The sequence below is a fragment of the Psychrobacter sp. ANT206 genome (assembly GCF_056880555.1).
Genome location: NZ_CP096271.1, coordinates 437089 through 461443, shown reverse-complemented (window position 1 = coordinate 461443; position 24355 = coordinate 437089). Strand labels below are relative to the sequence as shown.

The 24355-nt window shown below is 41.6% G+C and carries 20 protein-coding genes, 1 tRNA gene and 1 other RNA gene; 7 read left to right on the top strand and 15 right to left on the bottom strand.

The annotated features are described in order from the left end of the window. Positions 1-67: 67 nt before the first annotated feature. The 6 genes from cysM to M0221_RS01915 all read left to right on the top strand — a co-directional run bounded on the left by cysM (position 68) and on the right by M0221_RS01915 (position 8239). A complete protein-coding gene (cysM, locus tag M0221_RS01940) occupies positions 68-1024 on the top strand; it encodes a cysteine synthase CysM (protein WP_483284204.1) in 957 nt (318 codons plus the stop codon). 87 nt (positions 1025-1111) lie between these two features. Beyond that, a complete protein-coding gene (locus M0221_RS01935; protein WP_483284203.1) occupies positions 1112-1927 on the top strand; it encodes a 3'-5' exonuclease in 816 nt (271 codons plus the stop codon). A gap of 158 nt (positions 1928-2085) precedes the next feature. Next, the gene (gene rlmD / locus M0221_RS01930; protein WP_483284202.1) at positions 2086-3627 is read left to right on the top strand and encodes a 23S rRNA (uracil(1939)-C(5))-methyltransferase RlmD; all 1542 of its coding nucleotides are present in this window, start codon (positions 2086-2088) and stop codon (positions 3625-3627) included. Between the two features lie 368 nt (positions 3628-3995). Next, positions 3996-6536 carry a RelA/SpoT family protein gene (locus M0221_RS01925; protein ID WP_020442723.1) on the top strand — a complete coding sequence of 847 codons (2541 nt, stop codon included), beginning with the start codon at positions 3996-3998 and terminating at the stop codon, positions 6534-6536. Between the two features lie 39 nt (positions 6537-6575). After that, complete coding sequence (gene mutM, locus M0221_RS01920) at positions 6576-7499, top strand: bifunctional DNA-formamidopyrimidine glycosylase/DNA-(apurinic or apyrimidinic site) lyase (protein WP_483284201.1); 924 nt, start codon at positions 6576-6578, stop codon at positions 7497-7499. A gap of 299 nt (positions 7500-7798) precedes the next feature. After that, positions 7799-8239, top strand: a complete 441-nt coding sequence (locus M0221_RS01915) for a hypothetical protein (RefSeq protein ID WP_181209564.1) — start codon at positions 7799-7801, stop codon at positions 8237-8239. A 99-nt stretch (positions 8240-8338) separates the two neighbouring features. Here the strand turns inward: M0221_RS01915 and mscL are convergent, their stop codons facing one another. The 3 genes from mscL to M0221_RS01900 all read right to left on the bottom strand — a co-directional run bounded on the left by mscL (position 8339) and on the right by M0221_RS01900 (position 12425). Beyond that, positions 8339-8788, bottom strand: coding sequence for a large conductance mechanosensitive channel protein MscL (gene mscL, locus M0221_RS01910; RefSeq protein ID WP_149493160.1), 450 nt, complete (start codon positions 8786-8788; stop codon positions 8339-8341). A gap of 256 nt (positions 8789-9044) precedes the next feature. Next, a complete protein-coding gene (gene typA, locus M0221_RS01905; protein WP_483284200.1) occupies positions 9045-10892 on the bottom strand; it encodes a translational GTPase TypA in 1848 nt (615 codons plus the stop codon). A gap of 354 nt (positions 10893-11246) precedes the next feature. Continuing rightward, entirely contained in the window at positions 11247-12425 is a 1179-nt protein-coding gene (locus M0221_RS01900) for an OmpA family protein (protein ID WP_333954539.1), read from the bottom strand. A gap of 569 nt (positions 12426-12994) precedes the next feature. On the opposite strand from M0221_RS01900, the gene M0221_RS01895 reads away from it, so the two are divergent. Beyond that, positions 12995-13582 carry a prepilin-type N-terminal cleavage/methylation domain-containing protein gene (locus tag M0221_RS01895; RefSeq protein ID WP_483284199.1) on the top strand — a complete coding sequence of 196 codons (588 nt, stop codon included), beginning with the start codon at positions 12995-12997 and terminating at the stop codon, positions 13580-13582. A 37-nt stretch (positions 13583-13619) separates the two neighbouring features. Here the strand turns inward: M0221_RS01895 and M0221_RS01890 are convergent, their stop codons facing one another. The 12 genes from M0221_RS01890 to M0221_RS01835 all read right to left on the bottom strand — a co-directional run bounded on the left by M0221_RS01890 (position 13620) and on the right by M0221_RS01835 (position 24295). Beyond that, positions 13620-14417, bottom strand: a complete 798-nt coding sequence (locus tag M0221_RS01890) for a pyridoxine 5'-phosphate synthase (RefSeq protein ID WP_483284198.1) — start codon at positions 14415-14417, stop codon at positions 13620-13622. 91 nt (positions 14418-14508) lie between these two features. Further along, positions 14509-15273, bottom strand: coding sequence for a DNA repair protein RecO (gene recO / locus M0221_RS01885; RefSeq protein ID WP_483284197.1), 765 nt, complete (start codon positions 15271-15273; stop codon positions 14509-14511). Between the two features lie 56 nt (positions 15274-15329). Further along, a complete protein-coding gene (gene era / locus M0221_RS01880) occupies positions 15330-16346 on the bottom strand; it encodes a GTPase Era (RefSeq protein ID WP_011512737.1) in 1017 nt (338 codons plus the stop codon). A gap of 304 nt (positions 16347-16650) precedes the next feature. Beyond that, a complete protein-coding gene (gene rnc, locus M0221_RS01875; RefSeq protein WP_483284196.1) occupies positions 16651-17448 on the bottom strand; it encodes a ribonuclease III in 798 nt (265 codons plus the stop codon). A gap of 153 nt (positions 17449-17601) precedes the next feature. Then, positions 17602-17997: a DUF4845 domain-containing protein gene (locus M0221_RS01870; protein WP_483284195.1), complete on the bottom strand. Its 396-nt coding sequence runs from the start codon at positions 17995-17997 to the stop codon at positions 17602-17604. Positions 17998-18156: 159 nt separating this feature from the next. Continuing rightward, positions 18157-19059: a signal peptidase I gene (gene lepB, locus M0221_RS01865; protein ID WP_483284194.1), complete on the bottom strand. Its 903-nt coding sequence runs from the start codon at positions 19057-19059 to the stop codon at positions 18157-18159. A 79-nt stretch (positions 19060-19138) separates the two neighbouring features. Continuing rightward, positions 19139-20935, bottom strand: a complete 1797-nt coding sequence (lepA, locus tag M0221_RS01860; protein ID WP_011512733.1) for a translation elongation factor 4 — start codon at positions 20933-20935, stop codon at positions 19139-19141. A 408-nt stretch (positions 20936-21343) separates the two neighbouring features. Then, positions 21344-21420: transfer RNA gene (locus M0221_RS01855), tRNA-Met, on the bottom strand. A gap of 175 nt (positions 21421-21595) precedes the next feature. After that, an RNA gene (gene rnpB, locus M0221_RS01850) (RNase P RNA component class A) lies at positions 21596-21959 on the bottom strand. 66 nt (positions 21960-22025) lie between these two features. Beyond that, positions 22026-22745, bottom strand: a complete 720-nt coding sequence (gene bioD, locus M0221_RS01845; protein ID WP_483284193.1) for a dethiobiotin synthase — start codon at positions 22743-22745, stop codon at positions 22026-22028. Positions 22746-22747: 2 nt separating this feature from the next. After that, the gene (gene bioA / locus M0221_RS01840; RefSeq protein ID WP_483284192.1) at positions 22748-24043 is read right to left on the bottom strand and encodes an adenosylmethionine--8-amino-7-oxononanoate transaminase; all 1296 of its coding nucleotides are present in this window, start codon (positions 24041-24043) and stop codon (positions 22748-22750) included. Positions 24044-24046: 3 nt separating this feature from the next. After that, the gene (locus M0221_RS01835) at positions 24047-24295 is read right to left on the bottom strand and encodes a YfhL family 4Fe-4S dicluster ferredoxin (RefSeq protein ID WP_011512730.1); all 249 of its coding nucleotides are present in this window, start codon (positions 24293-24295) and stop codon (positions 24047-24049) included. Positions 24296-24355: the final 60 nt, after the last annotated feature.

Here is a 24355-nt window from a genome sequence, read left to right as displayed (position 1 = left end):
GCCGAATATATAGCACTTTACTATAGCGTTAAACTACTTTAAAAATAGATACTATTAAGGATACTTTATGTCCGCTACAGCTCAGTCAAACGCCAATTTTATTACTCAAATTACTGACCTTGCTGATTGCGTCGGTCAAACGCCGTTAGTCAAATTGCAGCGCTTACCTGAACAAGAGCAGATTGACAATGGTGCTATCATGCTAGCCAAGCTTGAAGGTAATAATCCTGCTGGTTCTGTCAAAGACCGCCCTGCTTTTAATATGATTTATCAAGCGGAGCTACGCGGTGATATTAAGCCAGGTGACATGTTGATTGAGGCAACCAGTGGCAATACTGGTATTGCATTAGCCATGGTAGCGGCGATGCGTGGCTATCCGATTACCTTGTTTATGCCAAGCAACTCAACCCAAGAACGTAAAGACGCCATGACAGCTTATGGTGCGACGCTGATTGAGGTAGAAGAAGGGATAGAAGCCGCGCGCGACATGGCATTACAAATGCAAACGGACGGTAAAGGTATTGTCTTAGATCAGTTTAATAACCCTGATAATAAACAGGCGCATTATCTGACTACAGGTCCTGAGCTGTGGGCGCAAACAGACGGTGAAATTACCCATTTTATCAGCTCTATGGGTACCACTGGCACTATCACTGGTGTGGCACAATATCTAAAAGAAAAAAACCCTGATATACAAATCATCGGTTTACAGCCTGATGAGGATGCAGCTATCGCTGGTATCCGCCGCTGGCCTGCCGCTTATATGCCAGGGATTTTTGATGCCGAATTAGTCGATGAGATTATGGATATCGATCAGCGCGTCGCTGAGGTTTATATGCGTAAGCTTGCCAAAACCGAAGGGATTTTTGCGGGCGTCTCATCAGGTGCAGCAGCATGGGCAGCCACACAAGTTGCTAAAGCAAATCCTGATGCCGTCATTGCCTTTATTGTCTGCGATCGCGGTGATCGTTATTTATCGACCGGCTTATATAATGTTGATGATAACTTAGATAATGTAAACTAAGATAATTTATAAATCGCTGACAATGCCGTTGATGCGGTCAGTGCGTTTAATGCAGTGTAGTAAGACAATAATCAGGTAGAAACCTCTATGTCACAAGCTTTTTCGTCTGACCCTATTTTGGTCTTTGATATTGAAACGGTTGCAGATACCGATGCTGCCCGCCGTATCTATCCGCAATTGGCTAAGCTCAACGATGCAGATACACTCAGTGCATTAACTGCCATTCGTATACAAGAAGCCGGGCATGATTTTATGCGTTTGCCATTACAGCGCATTGTCTGTATCTCTGCTCTATATATTAAGGATGGTACTTTTTCATTATTTTCCCTCACTGCAGACAAATTTAGCGAAGAAGAAATTCTTGCCAAGTTTTTTCGCGCCTTTAGTGATATTGCAAAACTGCCTAAACTGATCAGCTGGAATGGTTCAGGTTTTGATATTCCTGTACTTATTTATCGTGCCATGCAATATGACTTGGCAGCGCCTTGGTTATTTGAAGAAGGCGAGCGTATCAAAAACATGCGTTTTGATAATTATGTCAATCGCTTTCATACGCGCCATATTGATTTGATGGATCGGTTTAGCCAATACGGTGCCAGCCGCCGCGAGGCTATGGATGTCGTTGCTAGCCTATATGGCTTGCCCGGTAAGACAGATGTTGATGGCAGTATGGTTGGCGAGCTTGTCAGCAATAATGACTGGCAAACGCTGTCAATATATTGTGAATCTGATGTGATGAATACTTGGCTGATATATCTGCGCTGGCTGCGTTTGACCGGTCAGCTATCTTTGCCAGATTTTGCCATTTGGCAGCAGCAAAGCCGTGATTATCTAACAAAATTTACCCAAGTAGATGGCACGCCACGTCATCAGGCATTTTTGAATGACTGGCTTATCAGCTAGCAATTTTAGCCAGTTGATATATTGATGGACAATACATGTAAGCGGTGATTATAGTTTTATAATCACCGCTTTTTTACTTTGTGAGCGCCTAATACCTTGGCAGCTTTATATGTTAAAATTGCTATTATTTTTAACACCTTCATTTTATAGGCAGGTTTATGCAACCCACCGATTCAAAGACGCTTACCAACGTAGATGCAACCGAACAGGCAAATGAGACGCAAACCATTACGATTCCGCCTAATAAGAAAAAATCTAAGCCATCATCAAAGACGCGTCGTCGTCTAAAAGATGCTGAGCCACTCCCCTTTACTATCGATGGCTTATCGCATGATGGTCGCGGCGTTGCCGTATACGGTAATGGCTTTGGTGAAGCTGACGGTCATATCACTGACAAGCATGGCAAAAAAATCTTTGTCAGCTTTGCCCTGCCAGGTGAAAGTGCGTTGGTCAAAATTACCAATAGCCGCACGAGCTTTGAAGAAGGTGATGCCGTTAGAATCACTGCCAATCCAAATCCTGAACGCGTGGTACCGCCCTGCCCGCATTTTGGTGTTTGCGGTGGCTGTAATTTGCAGCATTGGCAGCCAGATGCACAAATTACATTTAAGCAATCTGTCCTTGCTGAGATGTTGGTCCATCAAGCCAATGTGGCACCTGATCACTGGCTTGAGCCGGTAGTCGGTGATCGCCTTGGCTATCGTACCAAAGCCCGACTGGGCGTACGTTATGTGGTCAAAAAAGAGACTGCTCTGGTCGGCTTTCGCGAGCGTTCTAGTAATTTCTTAGCAGAGTTAAATGAGTGTCATATCTTAGATCCGCGTATTGGCTTTGAGATTGAAAACTTAAAAGCCCTTATTAGTACTTTAGATAGCCGTGACAAGATTGCTCAGCTTGAGTTGGCAATGGGCGAGCATTTACCAGAGCTGCCTGATGGCGATCAGCCAGTCGCGCTCATTGTGCGTAATCTTGAACCGTTATCAGATGGTGATATTGATAAGCTAAAAGTATTTTTTGTAGCACGTAATTGGCAGCTGTATCTACAATCAAAGGGTGCGGATAGTATCCAACGTATTGCCTTGAGGGATACAGATGATTTAAGCGAACAGTTTGGACGTTTGTATTATCAATTACCAGAGTATGATTTGACGTTTGAATTTATTCCTACCGATTTTACCCAAGTTAATCTGTCGGTGAATCGTCAGATGACCAAGCTGGCTTGTGACTTGCTTGATTTAAAAGCAGGTGAACGCGTTCTAGATTTATTTAGCGGTTTAGGCAATTTTAGCCTGCCTCTCGCGCGCTTGGTTGGTGAAACCGGCTCGGTCGTTGGTGTTGAAGGCAGTGAAGCTATGACTGCACGCGCCGCTGATAACGCGCGCCGTAATGGCATTAATAATACTGAGTTTTATAGCCAAGATTTGACACATGACTGTACGGACAAACCGTGGGCTAACCAAGGGTTTGATGCGCTACTTATCGATCCACCGCGTTCTGGCGCGTGGGAGATTATGCAATATTTGCCTAAGTTTAACGCCGAGCGGATTGTCTATGTCTCCTGTAATCCTGCTACACTTGCTCGCGATACCAAAGCATTGCTTGAACAAGGTTATCGTTTGACTCACGCTGGCGTCATGGATATGTTTTGTCATACTGGTCACGTTGAATCCATCGCGCGCTTTGAAAAAATATCTGCTTAAACCGTATGTAATGGCAGAGTATGGTATTAACCTATGATTTTTAGAGGCGTTAATAGCTGCAATTTAAGAATGATATCTGCGTTACTCGCATATGCGGCTAACGCTATCATTACAGAGCCTTGCTTGATTTGTCATCGCAACATGCGATAATAATAGTCACTGTTTTTATTATTTATAAAACATAGTGAGTCTAAGCGCTCATAATTCTATGCAAGATCCCTATAATTGATTTTATAGCTGCTAAAAAATGGATTTTTTAGCGGCTGTATTGATTTATAACTGACCATTTATCGATAGCAAGCTCATGTTTAGCTCTAGCATTGTAGATGGCGTTATTATCAAGTCAAAATAGCTAAGAGGAGTGGGCAATGGTAAAAATTCGTGAAGGATTACCGCTGGTAGATGGACAAACCACGCAAGCCGACAGTGCAACTTTGGCAGCGCAACTGGTCGCGAGTCAACGCTCGCACCAGTCTGCCAATAGCTATGCTCAAATCCCACTAGATATCAAGTATCAACTTGCCACTCATAAACTCCATACTACCTTTGATCGCTCTGTTAATTACGCCTACTACAGTCATGACTCAAATCTTGAAAATGACTATTTAAGGGATAAAATCCTTGATGAATCCGAGGCGTTTTCACAACAAGAGCTTGAAGCGTTAGATTTAAATCAAATCAATATTGATGTACCTACTTGGCTTGATAATGTTGCAAAGCGTATTGGGCAGGATTCAGTACCCAATCTTAGCGCTGCCTGTGCATTCGTCCGTAATCACATGAATACCAGTGAATCGGAGCGTTCGGGCGCTTACGTGACTGGTATCGGCATGACTGATATCTTAACTTACCTTTATCAAGATGAAGATGCCCTTGTCGCTGCCATGCTCTATCGCAGTGCGCGCAAATCGATTATTAGTCTTAGCGAAATCGAAAAAAAGTTTGGCACCGATATCTCAACCTTGGTTAAAGATACCTTAGCGATGGGACAACTGTCTGAGATTATCGAAAGCAATAAGCGCTTAGAAGATCACTTCGTAAATAATCAGCGGGATCAATTATCGAATATTTATAGCATGCTGATCTCAGTGACAAACGATGTCCGAGTAGTACTGATTAAGCTTGCTGAACGCACTTTTGCTATGCGCGAGCTAACCTTTTCCAATGAAGTTCGGCAAGCTCGCGTGGCGCGTGAAGTCATGACTATTTATGCGCCATTGGCACATCGCTTGGGTATTGCCCAGCTGAAATGGGAGCTTGAAGATTTAGCCTTTCGCTACCTTGCCCCTGATCGTTATAAAGAAATTGCCAAACTATTATCAGAAAAGCGTAGCGAGCGTGAGTCTTATATCCAGCGTGTCCAAGATAGACTGAACGAGTCTTTAGCAGAATCTGGTATTGAGGGCGAAGTTTCAGGACGCGTAAAGCACATTTATTCTATTTATCGAAAAATGAAGCTTAAAGGATTGTCTTTTGATCAGCTGTACGATATCCGTGCGCTGCGAGTATTGGTGACCACTCCTTCAGACTGTTACCACGTGCTAGGATTGGTACACGGGTTATGGCGTTATATTCCTGAGCAATTTGACGATTATATTACCAATCCAAAATCTAACGGTTATCGCTCACTCCATACTGCGGTCATCGCTGAAAACAAATCGCTTGAAGTACAGATTCGTACTCAAGAGATGCATTTTGAAGCTGAGCTTGGCATGTGTGCCCATGTCAACTACAAAGAAGGGCTCAAAAACAAAAAGGACAATTACCTTAATCAGCGAATCAGTTCTTTACGTCAATTGCTGTCTATCAATAATCAGCCGCGCTCATCTTTATCAACCGGTGATGAATTAGAGGAAGTTGAATATGATGATGAAGAGCAATTGGTTGATTTTGATGAACTCGAACGTATTTACATATTTAGTCGTGATGGCGATATTACGGAGTTGCCAAAAGGCGCGACTGTGCTGGATTTTGCCTATTATGTTCATACGCAGGTCGGTAACCGTGCCCAAGCTGCGCGGGTCAATCAGCGTTATGTGCCGCTAACCTATCAGCTCAAAACCGGCGAGCAAGTTGAGATTATCACCAAATCTTCACGTGAGCCCAATCGCGACTGGCTAGTGGCTTCACTAGGCTATATTCATACCAATCGTGCCCGCTCAAAACTGCGTCAATGGTTTAACAAACAAGATCGTGATAAGAATATCGAAATCGGGCGTCAGATGCTCAGTAAAGAGCTTGAACGTCTATCGGTGCATCCGAACAGCATTGATTTAAACGATTATACGCAACATTTTAATGTCAACAATACCGACGATATTGTGGTTGGTTTGGTGACGGGTGAAATTGGTCTAAATCAGCTTACCAGTCATATCTCTCGTCAGCTGCATTTAGAGCCTGAAAGATCTGAAGAAGATTTTGCCCCTATTATTGATAAAAGAGATTCAGGTAAGCTTGATGCTTACAAAATCCAAATCGATGGCTTGGATAATATTGAAGTTGGTTTGGCAGGCTGCTGTCACCCTGTGCACGGTGAGCCTATCGCGGGCTACATTACTTTATCGCGCGGTGTCAGTGTCCACAATCGTGGTTGCCCTGAATATCTGCGCCTGATCGAACGTGATCCTGAGCGCGAAATCAAGGCTGCTTGGAAGATTAAATCTGGTCGCTATCAGCCGGTTGATATTCATATAGAAGCTTATGATAGACGTGGTTTATTGCGCGACTTAACCCAAATCATTGATAAAGAAAACGTCAATATTCGTCAAGTTCAAACTCTGAGCAATGATGATAATATTGCCTTTTTAAAGTTTCATATTGAAGTGTCGGGGCTGGCACATTTATCCAAGTTACTTGCTAAGCTTGAACAGCAGCACGGTATCTTACATGCTCGCCGCGCTGTTGCCTAATAATATATTTAATTCTTAATAGAGATTTTATAAAATACTATGCCTGAGTTACCAGAAGTAGAAACGACAAAAACCAGTCTGACGCCTTTATTAGGACAAAAAGTCACCAACGTACAAGTCTTTCAACCCAAGCTGCGTTGGTCGATGCCTGATAATTTAGCAGATTTGATTGATTATACATTGGACAGCGTTGAGCGACGGGCAAAGTATTTAATCCTCAATTTTATACCGCTAGCTGATGATACTGTCTCATCTTCTGTTCAACCTAGGAATTTACAGCCGAGACAGCTTCTGGTTCATCTTGGGATGTCAGGTAGCTTGCAACAACACAGTCATGCAAGCGATAAGCGCAAACATGACCATTTGGTTATGAGTTTTATCGGCGCTGACGATACTCAAACTCAGCTACATTATTACGACCCCAGACGCTTTGGCTCTATCTTATGGCTTGAGGATTACGGGGATAAACTACTAAACCATTTAGGACCTGAGCCATTATCAGATGCGTTCACAGCAGAGTATTTGTATTATCTTATCCAACGTAGTGAACAATCCATCCAGACTCAAAACAGCAAATCGTTTAAAAAGCAGCCTATCAAACGAGCCATCAAGTCAGTTATTATGGAGCAGCAAGCTGTGGTCGGCGTTGGTAATATCTATGCCACTGAGAGCTTATACCTCTCAGGCATCCATCCTGCTACTCCAGCGAATAAGATATCATATGACCAAATAGTCATTTTAGTCGCCCATATCAAAACGATTTTACAGAAAGCTATCAAGCTAGGTGGTTCAACACTACGTGATTTTACGGTTGCTGATGGTCAAACAGGTTATTTCCAGCAGACCTTGAATGTCTATGGTAGACAAGGTGAAACTTGTCCGCACTGTGATTCAGTTTTAGAGAATATCAAGCTCAATGGACGTGCCAGTGTCTACTGCCCTGTTTGTCAGCCAATTAATTAGATTCTAGATTTTCCAATATTAATTTTTTTTCAATATTTACTTAAATAGACCAGTTCGGCGCTCTTTAACTACTGGTCATTAAAATAGAGCAATTCATAAACATATCCTTATATGCTGCGCATTTTTGTTGCTTATTGATCCACATATTGCTTTAATAGTGCTTGCACTTACATAAATAGTGCAAACCATTTATTTACCTGTAATATATAAGCTATTTATCGTTGCCGCGATGTATCTATTTCTGTGGAGAAATAGCAACAGCCATTTATCATTCTATTTATGAGTTTTAGGATATCATTATGACTGCTCAAGCTAACACCAAACGCACAGCAAAGTATAAGCTATTAACTGTATTGATAAGTGCCAGCTTAGCTTTTGCAAGTATGCAACCTGCTTTGGCAGCGATAGAAATTGATGAAACAGATTTTGGTCCCTCTTATGAGACTATGGCTGTAGATACCGTTGTCGGCAAGCCATTACAGTTGATAGCAGCTGTCGCAGGTACAGCCGCTTACATCGTCAGTTTGCCCTTCTCTTTGATTGGCGGTAATGCTGACCAAGCACAGCAGAAGCTCTTTGTTGAACCATGGAATGCCATGAGTCGCTGCTTAGGCTGTACGGTTGCTGAAGACAACTATTACAAATCGCAAATCGTTGATAATAACGTTGTGCGTATCGTCGTTGATCAACCATCAGAGATTATTATCAATACCAATGACTATGTTGTCGTTAGACCCTAAACATAACTACCATTAAGTAGTTATAAAAAATCCAATAAAAAGAGGCTAACATGACGTTAGCCTTTTTTATTTTTTAATCTGACGATCAGTAAAATATATTTACTTATTAATATTGCCAAGCTTAGCGCTAATTTCACGAAGCAATTGCACTTCTTCTGACGGCTCTTCTATTGCTTCTTCTATTGCTTCTTCTACCTCATCTGCACGGCGCAATCTGTTGACCATTTTTACCATTATAAAAATAATAAACGCCAAGATTAGAAAGTTAATCAGTACGGTAATGAAGCTACCGTAAGCCAATACAGGAATGCCAGCAGCTTTGAGGGCATCATTGGTTCGTGCCACACCTTCTGGCGCATCGCCCAATATCAAAAACATATTCTTGAAATTAATTTCGCCGCCGACGATAAAAGCAACAATGGGCATGATCACGTCTTCTACTAAAGACTTTGTGATCGTAGCGAATGCTCCACCGATGATCACACCGACGGCCAGATCCATCACATTACCTTTTAAAGCAAATTCTTTAAACTCAGATACCATACTCATGATTTATCTCCTCAAAAATCTTATCGACCATAAGATAAGCGTATAAATGATGCATCCAACTTGGGATTTTAATAATAACCGTAAGATTACTCATTTTTTTAGTAAGTGATATCCGACTATTGTCTTTTTATTCTATGTAAAATGCAACACAAAAAAAAGCAGCATGGAATAGTTGGTATATCACTATTCTATGCTGCTCACTAGATATCTTTAATGCGGAACCAAATAATGGATAACCACTATTTATTGTTCAATATTACGCACCTTTCTTACGACCATAACGTTTACGCTCACTTTCAGTCAAGTAGCGTTTACGAATACGTATCGCTTTTGGCGTTACTTCTACCAATTCATCATCTTGGATAAATTCAAGTGCTTGCTCAAGCGTAAACTTAACCGCTGGAGTCAGTGTCAATGCTTCATCAGTACCACTAGCACGAACGTTGGTTAACTGCTTACCAGTCGTCGGGTTCACTGCCATGTCATCATTACGTGAGTTAAGACCAATAATCATACCTTCGTACACTTCAAGCTGTGGCTCAGCAAATAATTTACCGCGTTTTTGTAGGTTGAATAAAGCAAAACCTAAGCAAACACCTTTCGCCATAGAAACCAAAACACCGTTTGAGCGAGCACCAACCTCACCAACTTTCTGTGGACCATAATGTGAAAAGCTTGAAGTCATGATACCTGTACCTGAAGTCAGGGTTAAGAACTCAGAGCGGAAACCAATCAAACCACGGGCAGGCATTGTCGCTTCGATACGCATACGACCTTTACCATCAAGCTCCATATTGGTCATCTCGCCTTTACGCAAGCCAACCTGCTCCATGATAGGACCTTGATGCGCATCTTCGATATCGAAGACAACATTTTCATACGGCTCTTGTAGCTTACCATCAACTTCTTTGACGATAACTTCTGGACCTGAAACGCCCATCTCGAAACCTTCACGGCGCATGTTTTCGATCAATACAGATAAATGCAGCTCACCACGACCTGATACTTTAAATTTATCAGGCGATTCTGTATCTTCTACACGTAATGCTACGTTATGAATCAATTCACGCTCAAGACGCTCACGAATATTACGTGAGGTCACAAACTTACCATCACGACCAGCAAAAGGTGAGTTATTTACTTGGAAGTTCATAGAAACGGTAGGTTCATCAACCGTTAATGCTGGTAATGCTTCGACAGCACTAGGATCACAAATCGTATCTGAGATATTAAGCGAATCAATACCAGTAATACAAACGATGTCACCAGCTTGTGCATCTTCAACATCAATACGATCAAGACCATGATAACCCATGATTTTTAGGATACGGCCATTACGGGTATTGCCATTTTTATCAATGACAGTTACTTGTGTATTGGTTTTTACTTTACCACGCTGGATACGACCAATACCGATAACACCAACGAAACTATTGTAGTCAAGACTTGAGATTTGCATACGGAATGGTGCATCTGCATCAACCTGTGGAGCCTGTACAACATCAACGATAGTTTTGAACAGTGGCGTCATGTCAGCAGCTAAATCATCAGCTTCTAAACCTGCAATACCATTCAATGCTGAGGCATATACCACTGGGAAATCTAATTGCTCATCAGTCGCACCCAGGTTATCGAACAAATCAAAAATTTGATCCATTACCCAATCAGGACGTGAACCAGGACGGTCAATTTTGTTGATAACAACAATAGGCTTTAGGCCTTGCTCGAACGCTTTTTGCGTTACGAAACGAGTTTGTGGCATTGGACCATCAACAGCATCAACCACTAAAAGTACGCAGTCAACCATAGACATTACACGTTCAACTTCACCACCGAAATCGGCGTGACCAGGGGTATCCACAATATTAATACGATATTCAGTACCGTCAGTGTTATCTGTCCAACGAATGGCTGTATTTTTCGCCAAAATAGTAATACCACGTTCTTGCTCAATATCACCTGAATCCATTGCACGCTCAGCAATATTTGCACGGTCGCCAAAAGTACCAGACTGATGTAATAGCTTATCAACCAAAGTTGTTTTACCGTGATCAACGTGGGCAATAATTGCAATGTTACGCAGGTGTTTGATATCGTTCGCCATATAAAATGCTCGTTTCGTCTTAAAAAAATGCAGTAGCAGTAAGCACCGCTGGATAAACTTTTGCCATTAACCAGATAAGTAGTATTACGCTATGATTAAGTAACCATACAATAGGTACAGCTAGATAATTAATAGAAGTAAAACATAGACTTATGGTGATGAATCCATCGTACAGATAGCTATGCTAATGTACACTTTGTCAATTTACAAAGTGTTTGGGTGGCTAGTATAGCATTATTAAATCATAAATTTATGTAATAACTTACTTTTCTCGATACATAAATAAAAAAAAGCCACCCATTGGATGACTTTTTTTGTAACTAATTAGCTTATTACATAATTAGTAGCTAGTACTTATTGAACAACCATATCTTTAGTTTGTTCAACAGTCATTGTTTTGTCACCAGTGATGATGGCATAAACACGACGGTTCATAGCACGACCTTCTTCAGTGTTGTTGTCAGCGATTGGTTGATCATAACCATAACCAACAGTTGATAGACGGTTTGGAGCAATACCAAATTCGTTAGTCAACATAGATTTCACAGCAACAGCACGGGCTTCAGACAAACGTTGGTTATAACGTGCTGATGGACCAGTTTTAGAAGCATGACCTTCAACACGAGCGGTAGAGTTAGGATACTCGCGCATCTTCTCTGCTACTTTAGCGATTTCAGGTTTGTACTGAGTTTTGATAGCTGATTTATCGTTATCAAAGAATACACGTAGTTCCATTTTCAATTCATCAGTAATATCTACTGGTACTGGGCAGCCGCGCTCATCTACAACAACATTCATTGGAGTGCCTGGGCAAGCATCGATGCTATCAGGTACGCCATCGCCATCAGAATCAAGATCAGATTCAACAACAACGATTGGTGGCGTTTGAACATCAGGCTCTTGCATCGGTGGAACAGCTACTGCAGGTGCTAAATGACCACCAAGTACTACTTCTAGACCGGCTAAAGCCATGCCTTCCCACCAGTTTTCGTCAAAGTTATGAATCGCACGAGCTTCACCGCGTAGGCTTAAAGCGTCGTTGATACGGTACATAGCACCTAGACCTAGGTTACCGATAGTATCTTTAGAACCAGTAACGAAGTTACCAGCAGCATCTTCAACTTCAATCTTAGAACGACCAGCACCAACCAATACATATGGCTTTAATGCACTATCAGTATAACCAGTAAACTGCTCAGTACCGATCAAGAAGTTACCAGAAATCATTTCTTGTTCAGCATCATTAGTTACAGTACCAGCACGATTTACAGCATCAGTATTTGATACACCATACTCTACTTGGAACTGAGTAGAAGGAGTCAATTCGATACCTAGTGCAGCACCAGTGTATAAACCATTCTCTTTATAGAAACTATCACCAGTAGCTGTACCCATAGTTGAAAGCTGCTCTTCATCAGCACCTTCGCTATAATGATAACCAAGTAATAATGGGCTGATAGTTACGCCAGCGTTAGCTGCTAGTGGGGCTGCTGTGATGGCAAACAAAGCCAAAGCAATTTTATTTAATTTCATGAAACTTCCTCCAAAGGATAATTTTAGTAGTGCATTAAGCAAAACTATTGCTCAAAAACAAACATCATTTACGAACTTAAAATTACAAAGCAAAACCAATTAAGACGTAGCTTAGCGATTATCAATTCAGTTTACAACTTTTTTCGTAAACCAGCTACACATTATTACACGATAATGTCATAACTAAAACACATTAGCCCGCTTAACTTACTGAGAGCTAACACACTTTACACTCTTTATCTTTTGTATGTTAGGTCGCAATAGATGATGAAACGATTCCTACCTATTGTTGCAACTCATTTTAATACAAGTAGTTAATTTTCTCTATTATTAAAAGCATCTATTCACGAATTGAAACATTCTTTGACAGTAGACATATATTTGGTTTATATTTACAATTATAGAAACAAACAATATTCTACTTATTTTGATTAATGGCTTTTTTTGCTATTCATTATATTAGTAATGCAACTTGATAAAACAAATGGTGACATGAACAATAGACTTAAAAACACAATGAACATTTAAAACCATCTTAGCTATCCCTTTCATACAGGTGGCAGTCCATTATGGCTATATCATATATAACACTTCCAATATGCTCGAAGGATTCTAGACGCTATGATGAACATGGGTTTAATTTAGTAGAATTAATCGTAACCATTGCTATCTTAGCTATTATATTAACGATTGCCACACCTTATATTTTGACTCAGTTGGCAAGTATGGAAGCCAGACGTATTGCAAGCCAAATAGACACTACCTTGACTTTAGCAAAAGCTGAGAGTCATATTAGAAGACAAGATTTACTGGTTTGCTTATCTAATGGGGGTGGTCTTTGCCATAGAGACAGCTTTAAAAAGTTATTATTATTCTCGGATAAAAATAATAATAACAATTTTGATGTTGGTATTGATGATTTGTTAGAAGACCAAGCGCTGAACCCAAAATACAGTACTTTATATTTACGGGTCGGTAATAACCGTCACTACACTAAATTTTGGGGCAATAGCGGCAGTCCTCGTGGGCATTTCGGACATATTAAATACTGTCCAACCTCAACCTATAATCACACCATGTACCAAATCTCTTTTAATCAGACAGGCGGTATTACCTACAAACCTAACGAAAACCATCCGACCGGATGTGGTACATAATGATATATCAATATAAGCTAAGAATAAACTGTCGTAGCTATCGGTGCATCGCTGTTTTCATCATAATAACCGCCTGCTCTATCCCCACAAATAGCGCATCTGCTATCAAAGCATGACCAATATTTAGCTCATATATACCGTCAATTTGGGCAATCGCATGAACATTATCACGTGTTAGACCGTGACCAGCATTGACCAACAGTTTACTATCAACTCGTTTAGCGGTAATCACTGCATTTTTAATACGTTCAAGCTCTACATTTACCCTATCTGTTTTACCTGCCAGACCTGCTTCAGCATAAGAACCTGTGTGTAATTCGATTGCGTCAGCGCTACAATTAACTGCTGCCTCGATCTGCTTATCTTCTGGATCAATAAACAAAGAGACTTTGATACCTGCTGCTTGTAACTGACTGACATAATCTGTCAATGAAGCTAGCTGCCCTGCCACATCAAGCCCCCCTTCTGTAGTCAGTTCAGCCCGTTTTTCCGGCACTAGGCATACCCAATATGGTTTGACTTGACAGGCTATTTCTAGCATCTCAGTCGTTGCTGCCATCTCTAGATTCATTCTCGTAGTCAGCTGCCCTGCCATCTCATATACATCGGCATCTTGAATATGACGGCGATCTTCACGTAAATGAATAGTGATACCGTCAGCACCTGCTTTCTCACACAAAAGTGCTGCAGCTAGTGGGCTTGGATAGCTCACACCGCGTGCTTGACGTAAGGTTGCCACATGGTCAACGTTGACACCTAAGAGTGGTTTTTTTGAAGTATTTTGTGGATTTTGCTCTAATGTAGTAGTCGGCAAAATCTGCGCTGTATCCGTCATAAAAAATCCTTTTATTAATAGTTAGATCATTTACTAAAAATAGCTTATTGATGATAAGTAGTTGTGAACATATTCTATTGTTAAGTATGCTTTATAGTTGATAACGCTGTTGCTGCTGCCAAAGTAGACGACTTTGCAGCGGTTGATAATCAAGCATATAATCAATCAACTGCCGATGTAAACGCGAACATGCGTTCAGAGTACTAACGGACAACCCTTGCTCTACCATTATCAAAATATCATTCCCTTTAAAAACCGCATGACCAACCATACTTTCGCCATCTTCTGTATGCAAAGTCGGCACTAAGCCCATATCGGGTAAGAATCGGTAAACCTGTTCAGGCTCAATAGGGTTTTCAAGGCTGTCTTGATGTAACGTCAGTGAAAATCCCAACTCATCAAATAGATAGCTTTCAAACTGGCGTAAGCACAGACGTAGCTCGTCAGCGGTTAGAGGTTTTTTGAGCGCATCTAGGCTGTTTTGATAATGTTGCCATAATATGGGCATAGGATCTTCAGTAGGCAACAATCGCCACAATATCTCATTCAAATACAAGGCTGCATATTGATGCTGACCTGTAATGCTTTCTTGATGTCGTATATCCACATTTGCGGCATCGTCATCTTGGACAGCTTGTGTATGGACTGAACTAAAAGAGGCTATATTGATTTGACTGAATGTTTTGAGATCACGTTTGCCAGTAGCAAAGAGTTGTAAAGGCATAAATAGTGGCGCGCCTTTTTTACCAATACCATGTATTACCCCATGCTGCTGAGAAAATAAATAATATAAGGCGCGCTTTTCTTGATAAGAGCGCTGATGTAATAAATAACCGATTAACGCTTCGTTACGCATGATTATTACCTCAGCTATAGTTCACTCAATATAAAAGAGAGTCGCTATTAATATTTTTAATAGCCTAAACTGGTCAAAGCTCGCTCGTCATCCGACCAACCGCGCTTAACTTTTACCCACAGCGTTAGCATGATTTTTTTATCAAACAGCTGCTCCATATCTTTACGAGCATCCATACCGACTTGTTTGATACGTTGCCCTTTGTCACCAATCACAATCGCTTTTTGCCCGCTACGCTCGACATAAATAGTGGCATCGATAAAGGTACAGGCTTTACGTGGACGACCAGTTTTTGGGTCCGTATGAGCCGCTTCATCTTTAAAGCCGTCAATTTGTACAGTTAAATCGTAAGGTACTTCATCACCGGCACTGCGCATGATTTTTTCACGAATAATTTCACTGGCTAAAAAACGTTCTGAGCGATCGGTGATTTGTTCTGTATCATAAATTGGCGCAGCGACTGGTAAATGTGATGCGATCACTTCTTGCAGACGATCTAAGTTTTGATTCTTTAATGCAGAAACGGGGACGATATCGGCAAAATCAAAACTGTCGTTAAAGGTTTCCATTAACGGTAAAACGCTGCCTTTATCTTTTAAGGTATCAGCTTTATTAATCACTAAAACCACATTTAAATTGGTATCACCAAGCTTTTGTAGAACCAGTAAATCATCGTCACGCCATTGATCAGAATCAACGACAAACAATACTAAGTCAACATCTACCAATGCAGAGACGGCCGCTTTATTCATGCGTTCATTGATAGCACGTACTTCGTTGCGATGAATGCCGGGGGTATCAACAAATACTGCCTGCATCTCATCATTAGACAAGATACCGTGGATACGATGACGCGTCGTTTGTGGTTTACGTGAGGTAATGGACAGCTTTTGACCCAATAAATGGTTCATCAGCGTTGATTTGCCGACATTTGGACGACCAACAATGGCGACATAGCCGGTTTTGAAACCTTCAGCAGCAAGCGCACCATTATTTGGCGAAAAGAAATCTTCAATTGCTGAATCGTTATCTACTGCATTGTTTTCTGTTTCGTTGATTTCTACTTCACTCATGTCTACTGCATTGTTTGTACTTGTATTTAGGTCAGTATTTTCGGTCATATTTGTGGCATTATCTTCATTATTTAATGGCAAGTCAGTATGATTGCTCATGGGGTAATCCTGTGGGGTTTGTCATCAGTTAAACTGCTGTATGCGCATATGACATAAATAGCAGCACTGTTATCAAGTTATGAATATTTGATGTTGCAATACCAATTCGTTAAAGAATGAGCATTTTAAAAATATAGAAATAACAGTCTTGAAGGCATTACTATCAAGTCAGCAATATAAAATCAGAGTAATATTACAAAAACTATTAGCTGCGTTTTTTAGGCACACTTGGTAGCTTATGAAGTTGGTTAATCATCAATTCTGCCGCTTTTTGCTCAGCAATACGGCGGCTTTCACCAGATTCGGTAATATCAGGACAGTTAATAATGTTTACCTGACAGCGTACCACAAATATTTGATGGGGGGCATTACCGCGTGTTTCCATCAACTCATAATGTGGTAAGTCAAATTGCTTCGACTGCAGCCATTCTTGTAAACGGCTCTTGGCATCTTTTAGGGCTTTTTGATCATTGACATTATCAATCAAATCACCATACCAAGACAATACACATTCTCGTGTGATATTCATATCTTGACTGTCTAGATAAATAGCACCAATCAAGGATTCGACGGCGTCCGCCAATATAGAAGCACGATTGCGTCCGCCACCTTTACGCTCACCCACACCCAATATTAGCTGATTAGACAGCTCTAGATTTTGAGCGATAATGACCAAGGATTCTTGCCTCACGAGCGTCGCTCGCATACGGGTCAGACGACCTTCGTTTTGGGTTGGATAACGATGATATAACGCCTCACCGACTATCATACCTAGCAATGCATCACCCAAAAACTCTAAGCGTTCATAGTTCTTTTTACTATCAAACGAGCGATGCGTGAGTGCCAGCTTAGGTAGACTTAAATCATTAAATACATAACCCAACTTGCGCGTTAATACTGCTAAGCGTTGAATAAATTCTGAGCTAATAATAAGCGTGTCATCAGACAGGCTATTTTTTGGTGGGTTAGGAACCGCCTGAGGATACTGCGAAGTTGGTTTCATGCGTGGCTTATGATTATCCCTTTTGTTGTACTATTTAAAGTCATTAAATAGTAACGTTTAAAAATACTAAATACAAAAAACCAGCTCATAAAGAACTGTTTTCTAAAGTACTGGCTTGTTAGATCGTTGCTGCTCGTATTTTAGAAAATCGAATTACTCTGCTATTGTAGGATCGATATCGCCTTCAAAGCGATTCACAATATCAATATTTCCAAAGAGCGTATTGGTTTTTTCATATTTTTTATAGATAGCCAACTGACCTGTTTTTTTATCTTTAAAGGTAAATACATCCTCTGCTTTGGTATCGTAGTCAGCATTGATAGACAACTGCTTATCAACACGCTCGACGAATTGCTTGGCAGTCTCTTTCTTGTTATTAGACTCTTGAAGCTGCGTACTCAAGGTTTTGGTCAGTTGATAATCGCCAATTTGTGCTGGCACAATGGCAACAATCAATTTAACAGCAACACCCAAAGCGATGATAATAAAAACGATACTCGTGACACTAGCACCGCGCTGTGTAGATAAGCCAGATAACTGTTGCACCATAATACCTCTTAACGAAAAATAGCTATATTTGTAATGTATCTAGCTTAGAAAACACTATTTCTTAGTGGATGTTTATAAGCTAAATATCATTGCATTGAATAGCCATAATATTAGCACAAAACGTTTGTCGGTAAATATATCTATAGAACATTGATGTCATTAATCGATAGCACCATTACGTTTAAAGGTAGGTAGCTGCAGACCTGACGGCTTATGCATCCAAATATATACTGCTTTTCCTGCTAAATTATCATCAGGTACAAAGCCCCAAAAGCGTCCATCTGCACTGCGATCACGGTTATCGCCCATCACAAAATACTGACCTTCAGGCACATTAATACGCCATTCATTGCCTTCTGAGCTCACCACTTCTGGTGACTGTTGCTGTAAAAATGGCGCATATTGCGAGCTGTTCATACTATTCAAATAGCGAACAACATACTCATGCTTACCTTGAGTTTCTTTAAAATATTTTGCGTCGCTTTCTTCTTGCTGACCCATCACAGCAGCATTCTCTTCTGTCAGCATCTGACCCGGAGCAACTTCCCCTGACGAATATAACTGTGACGTCAGCTCTGCATTGGCGTCAAAATCAATGGCTTGAGTAGCAACAGGCACGTCATTAATCGCAATTGTGCCTTGATTATAACTAACCGTATCACCCGGCAGACCAATGACGCGCTTAATATAATAAATACTTGGGTTCTCTGGATAACGAAAAACTGCAACATCGCCATGTTCAGGCGTGCCAGTATCGATTACTTTATTATAAGTCAGGGGCAAACGAACACCATAAGCATACTTATTGACGGCAATAAAGTCGCCCGTATATAGCGTTGGCACCATCGAGGACGACGGAATATTAAACGGCTCAATTAAGAATGAGCGCACAATAAGCACCACCGCTAATACAGGGAAAAAATCATATGCCCAGCGTACCAGTAAGCTCTCTTTACCGCGACCCCGTGTTTTACGTTGTTTAAGTGTCAGCTTATCTAATAGCCAAATAATACCCAAACCTATGGTTAATGGCACTAAAATCAAATTGAAATCAAAATCCATACTTAATTGCCTATTAGCGAGCTACTTATCCAATGATGACATCCGTAAAAACAGCAATGATGATTCATTTATTAATAATCTAATCTACCTGCAATACGGCTAAGAAGGCTTCTTGTGGAATCTCGACGTTACCCACTTGCTTCATGCGTTTTTTACCGGCTTTTTGCTTAGACAGTAGCTTTTTCTTACGCGAGACGTCACCGCCATAACATTTAGCCAAGACATCTTTACGCATGGCTTTCACAGTACTACGCCCGATAATTTGGCTGCCAATTGCCGCTTGAATAGCGACATCAAACATTTGACGCGGAATCAGCTCTTTCATTTTGGTCACCAGTGCGTTACCACGGTAGCGCGACTGAGTTTCATGAACAATCATAGCAAGCGCATCGACTTTGTCACCGTTAATCAGCACGTCAACTTTAACCAATTTATCGACTTGATAACGCTCAAAATTATAATCAAGTGACGCAAAACCACGTGATACCGATTTTAGACGGTCAAAGAAGTCCATGACCACTTCACCCATCGGAATATCAAAAATGAGCTGCACTTGACGACCCATAAAGCGCATATCAACTTGCACACCGCGGCGCTCAATACAAAGCGTCATCACGTTTCCGAGATAATCCTGTGGTACTAAAATCTGACAACGAGCAATCGGCTCACGGAACTCTTCGATATTATTCGGTTCAGGCAGTCTTGATGGGTTATCAACATAGATAATGCTGCCATCTTTTTTCACAATCTCGTAAATAACAGAAGGTGCAGTAGTAATCAGATCCAAGTCATACTCACGCTCTAGGCGCTCTTGGATAATTTCCATATGCAGCATACCGAGGAAGCCACAACGGAAACCAAAACCTAGCGCGTCTGAGGTATCCGGCTCAAAGAATAATGACGCATCATTAATCTGCAGTTTTTGTAGTGCTTCACGGAACTTTTCGAAGTCGGTAGATTCTACAGGAAACATACCAGCATACACTTGCGGCGTAATCTGTTTAAATCCAGGAATACGATCGACGTCAGGCGTACTAGCATGAGTAATCGTATCACCAACTGGCGCACCTGCAATGTCTTTAATACCCGCAATAATGAAACCCACTTCACCCGCTTCTAAGATACCCGTATCTAAAGGCTTCGGGGTAAAGACACCAATTGATCCGACTAAATGCGCATCTTTGGTCGATTTAATATAAAGTTTATCACCTTTTTTTATCGTACCTTGGCGTACACGTACTAATGATACGACGCCTAAATAATTATCAAACCATGAGTCAATGATCAACGCTTGCAGCGGTGCGTCACGATCACCTGTTGGTGCAGGAATAAATTCAACCAACGCCTCAAGCAGTTTATCAACGCCCAGACCAGATTTTGCCGACACACGTGGCGCATCAACGGCATCAATACCAATAATGTCTTCAATCTCTTGAATCACCCGCTCAGGCTCAACTTGTGGCAAGTCAATTTTATTTAAAACTGCCATGACCTCTAAGCCTTGATCGACCGCGGTATAGCAGTTAGCAACCGACTGCGCTTCAACGCCTTGCGCTGCATCAACAACCAATAGCGCGCCTTCACAAGCCGCTAAGGAACGAGAGACTTCATAAGAGAAATCGACGTGACCCGGCGTATCAATAAAGTTTAGCTGATAGCGCTCACCATTTGGATGGTCATAATACAGCGTCACCGACTGCGCTTTGATCGTGATACCACGCTCACGCTCAATATCCATCGAATCGAGGACTTGCGCCTGCATCTCGCGATCTTGCAGCGCGCCACACATTTGGATAAAACGATCGGCAAGGGTCGACTTACCATGATCAATGTGGGCAATAATAGAAAAGTTACGAATATTGGCTAATGCAGTCACAAAGCGCCTACTAAATAATGGAGGATTGAATAACGAATATAAATGCTGTCAGATGGCAACAATAGAATACTTACTCATAGTTAATATCGGTCAATACACCAATATCACTACATTAAGCAAACCGTATTGTAGCAAGTGAAGTGCCTACAGCGCTGATTATTAGTTATAACTACGCGCAGGCACGTGAGGGTATTCTAGCAGTTTTCCACTATAAAGTAAGTGGATTTTGTCAGCAAGCCTTGGTTTTATAAATGAAGGTAAACAAGTAAGCTTTAAATCAAGAATATTTACTTCGTTAGATCTGATATAGATTCTATGAGTAGCTATTTATTTTCAGCCATAAAATAGGCAAAAAAAAACCAATCAAATAATGATTGGCATTTTTAATGTTACAGGTCTTGCTAAAAATGGTGGCGATGAAGAGACTTGAACTCTTGACCTCACGATTATGAGTCATGCGCTCTAACCAGCTGAGCTACATCGCCATTTTAGGCTCGGTATTATGCCGATATGAGTGACTTACGTCAACCCTTAAAAGGCATTTTTTGCAAAAAAATTGAATTAAATTCAAAATAAGCGCAATTTTAAAACACCAAACCGGTACTGCTGTGCTTCTTTAAAGATTAGCTAATAAAGAAACATGTTTAAAACATTGCTAAAAAGGTTGGTAAACCGATAAGCCGGGTTCTGTCGTGGACAATCATTCCTCTAGGCGTATCATCGCTAATACGCTCAAGCAACCTACCCGCATCGAACGCGGGCCGCGCCATGCCGATGCCTATTTGGTCTTGCTACGCGTGGAGTTTACCATGCCGTGAACTGTTGCCAGCCACGCGGTGCGCTCTTACCGCACCCTTTCACCCTTACCGATAGTGTCAGACACTAAAGGCGGTCTACTCTCTGCTGCACTGGTCGTCAAGTTACCCTGCCCAGCCGTTAGCTGGCACGCTGCCCTATGTAGCCCGGACTTTCCTCCCCTGCATGTCTGTTACCAGTGTGCAGCGGCGATTGCCTAGTCTACCAAGCGCGCTAGTATAGCAAACTTGTGACGATTTAGGGCAGCAAATTTTGACTTATTTTTAGCGGTGATTTATACAAAGTTTTGAGGGACTATAAAGTCTGTATGACTAAACCTATTATCCTTTTGTACAGGTAAGGCTAACCAATGCGCCGTTGGATGATGCTCAGCTAAATAGTTTTGCAGAAAATCAATTGTACTAGCTGCTATCTGTTTATCTGTCTGAGCAGCATTGTCGTGAATATGATTATAAATGACACTATGAACGTCTAGACCACGCGATTTTATCGCCTCTAAACTTAACAACGTATGGTTGATGCTGCCCAGCCGACCTGATGTGACCAAAATAACCGGATAGCCTTGTTTAGCAATATAATCCAAGGTTAATAATTGCTCAGTGATGGGTACTAATAAGCCCCCTGCCCCCTCTAAAAGCACCACCTCATAATCCGCTTGCAAATTTTTTGTAGCGCTTGTAATCACATCAGTATTAAGAATTTCACTGGCAAGTGCGGCGGATAAATGCGGTGACGCAGGTTTCTCATAACGATACGGGCAAGTGGTGCTATCAATATCACACGGCTGTAGCGGAATGCCCATCAGCTGACGATGAGTAATAATATCGTCAGCAATTCCCATTTTTCCGCTAATTAAATCTCTTGCGACGCCCGTTTGCACCAGTTTTTGGGTAATGACATTAACGCCTTGCTCCATTAAGGCTTTAGCAATCATACCGGTTGCATAAGTTTTGCCAATATCGGTATCAATTCCTGAAACAAAGAGCACGCTCATCATTAATCCTTTCGCGTTAAATAACTACTGACCACTTTTAATAACGCTTGGCAAAGAGTGGTAAGTTCATCATCGGTAATCACATAGGGCGGCATAATATAAACCAATTTCCCAAAGGGTCGCACCCAAATGCCGTTTTCAATCAGTAAGGATTGAAAGACTGGCATATTAACGGCTTCTTGCAGCTCAATCACTGCTACACCACCCAAACAGCGTACCTCAGCAACGCCATTTAAACTCACAGCTGGCGCAAGTTGCTGCTCCATGACAGATTGCATATTTGCTGTACGCGCTTCAATATCATAGGACAGTATTAAATCAATCGACGCACAAGCAACGGCACATGCCAGCGGGTTGCCCATAAAGGTCGGACCATGCATCAGTGACGGGTAATCACTTTGGCTAATGGTATCGGCAATAGTGCGCGTGCATAAGGTCGCGGCAAAAGTCATATAACCGCCGGTCAGTGCCTTACCAATCGTCATAATATCAGGGCTAATAGCAGCATGTTCACACGCAAATAACTTGCCACTACGCCCGAAACCAGTGGCAATTTCATCGGCAATTAATACCACGTTATGTTCATCACACAATTGGCGTAAGAGCTGAAAATACTGAGGACTATAAAAGCGCATGCCGCCTGCGCCCTGGATAATCGGCTCAATGATAAATCCAGCAAGCTGGTCGCTATTTTTGACAAAAAACTCCGTTAATGCCTCACGCTCACTTTGGGTTAAGTCACGCTCAAATCCCATTGGTGGCGCTGCGACAAAGTGTTGCATCGGTAATTGCTTACCATAGAGACTGTGCATACCATTAATAGGGTCGCAGACACTCATCGCATGCCATGTATCACCGTAATAACCTGAATGGGTCGAGGCAAACTGCTGCTTGGTTGGACGCTTGGCGGCAATTTGATATTGCAATGCCATCTTAAGCGCAACTTCTACCGCGATACTGCCGCTATCGGCATAAAATATCGCATCCAGTCCAGCAGGCACAATTGACAGCAGTTTTCTGCCCAAGTCTATCGCTGGCTGATGGGTTAAACCACCAAACATGACGTGCGCCATTTTGCCCAATTGTTCAATCATCGCCGCATTCAATTTGGGATGATTATAACCGTGCACGCTTGCCCACCATGACGACATACCATCAATCAGGCGCGTACCATCTTCAGTAACGATATAAATACCTTCGGCACGATCAATCACGATATTGGGATAAGTCGGTGGTAGGCTGGCATACGGGTGCCAAAGATGCTGTTGGTCAAAATCGTTGGTTGATATAGTTGTCATATTTTATTGACCAGTAATGCGTTTGTATTTAGACATCAAATCACTTTCGGTTTCGATATGATTAGGATCATGAGGAATACAATCGACAGGGCAAATAACCACACATTGCGGCTCATCGAAATGACCGACGCATTCGGTACATAAGTCAGGGTCGATTACATAGATATCATCGCCCTCTGAGATGGCTTCGTTTGGGCAGGCAGGCTCACACACATCGCAGTTAATGCATTCATCCGTAATTAACAACGCCATAGACTGCTCCTTTTTTTCTATCAGGCATTTCTATTTATTAAGAAATACGCAATCTAACAC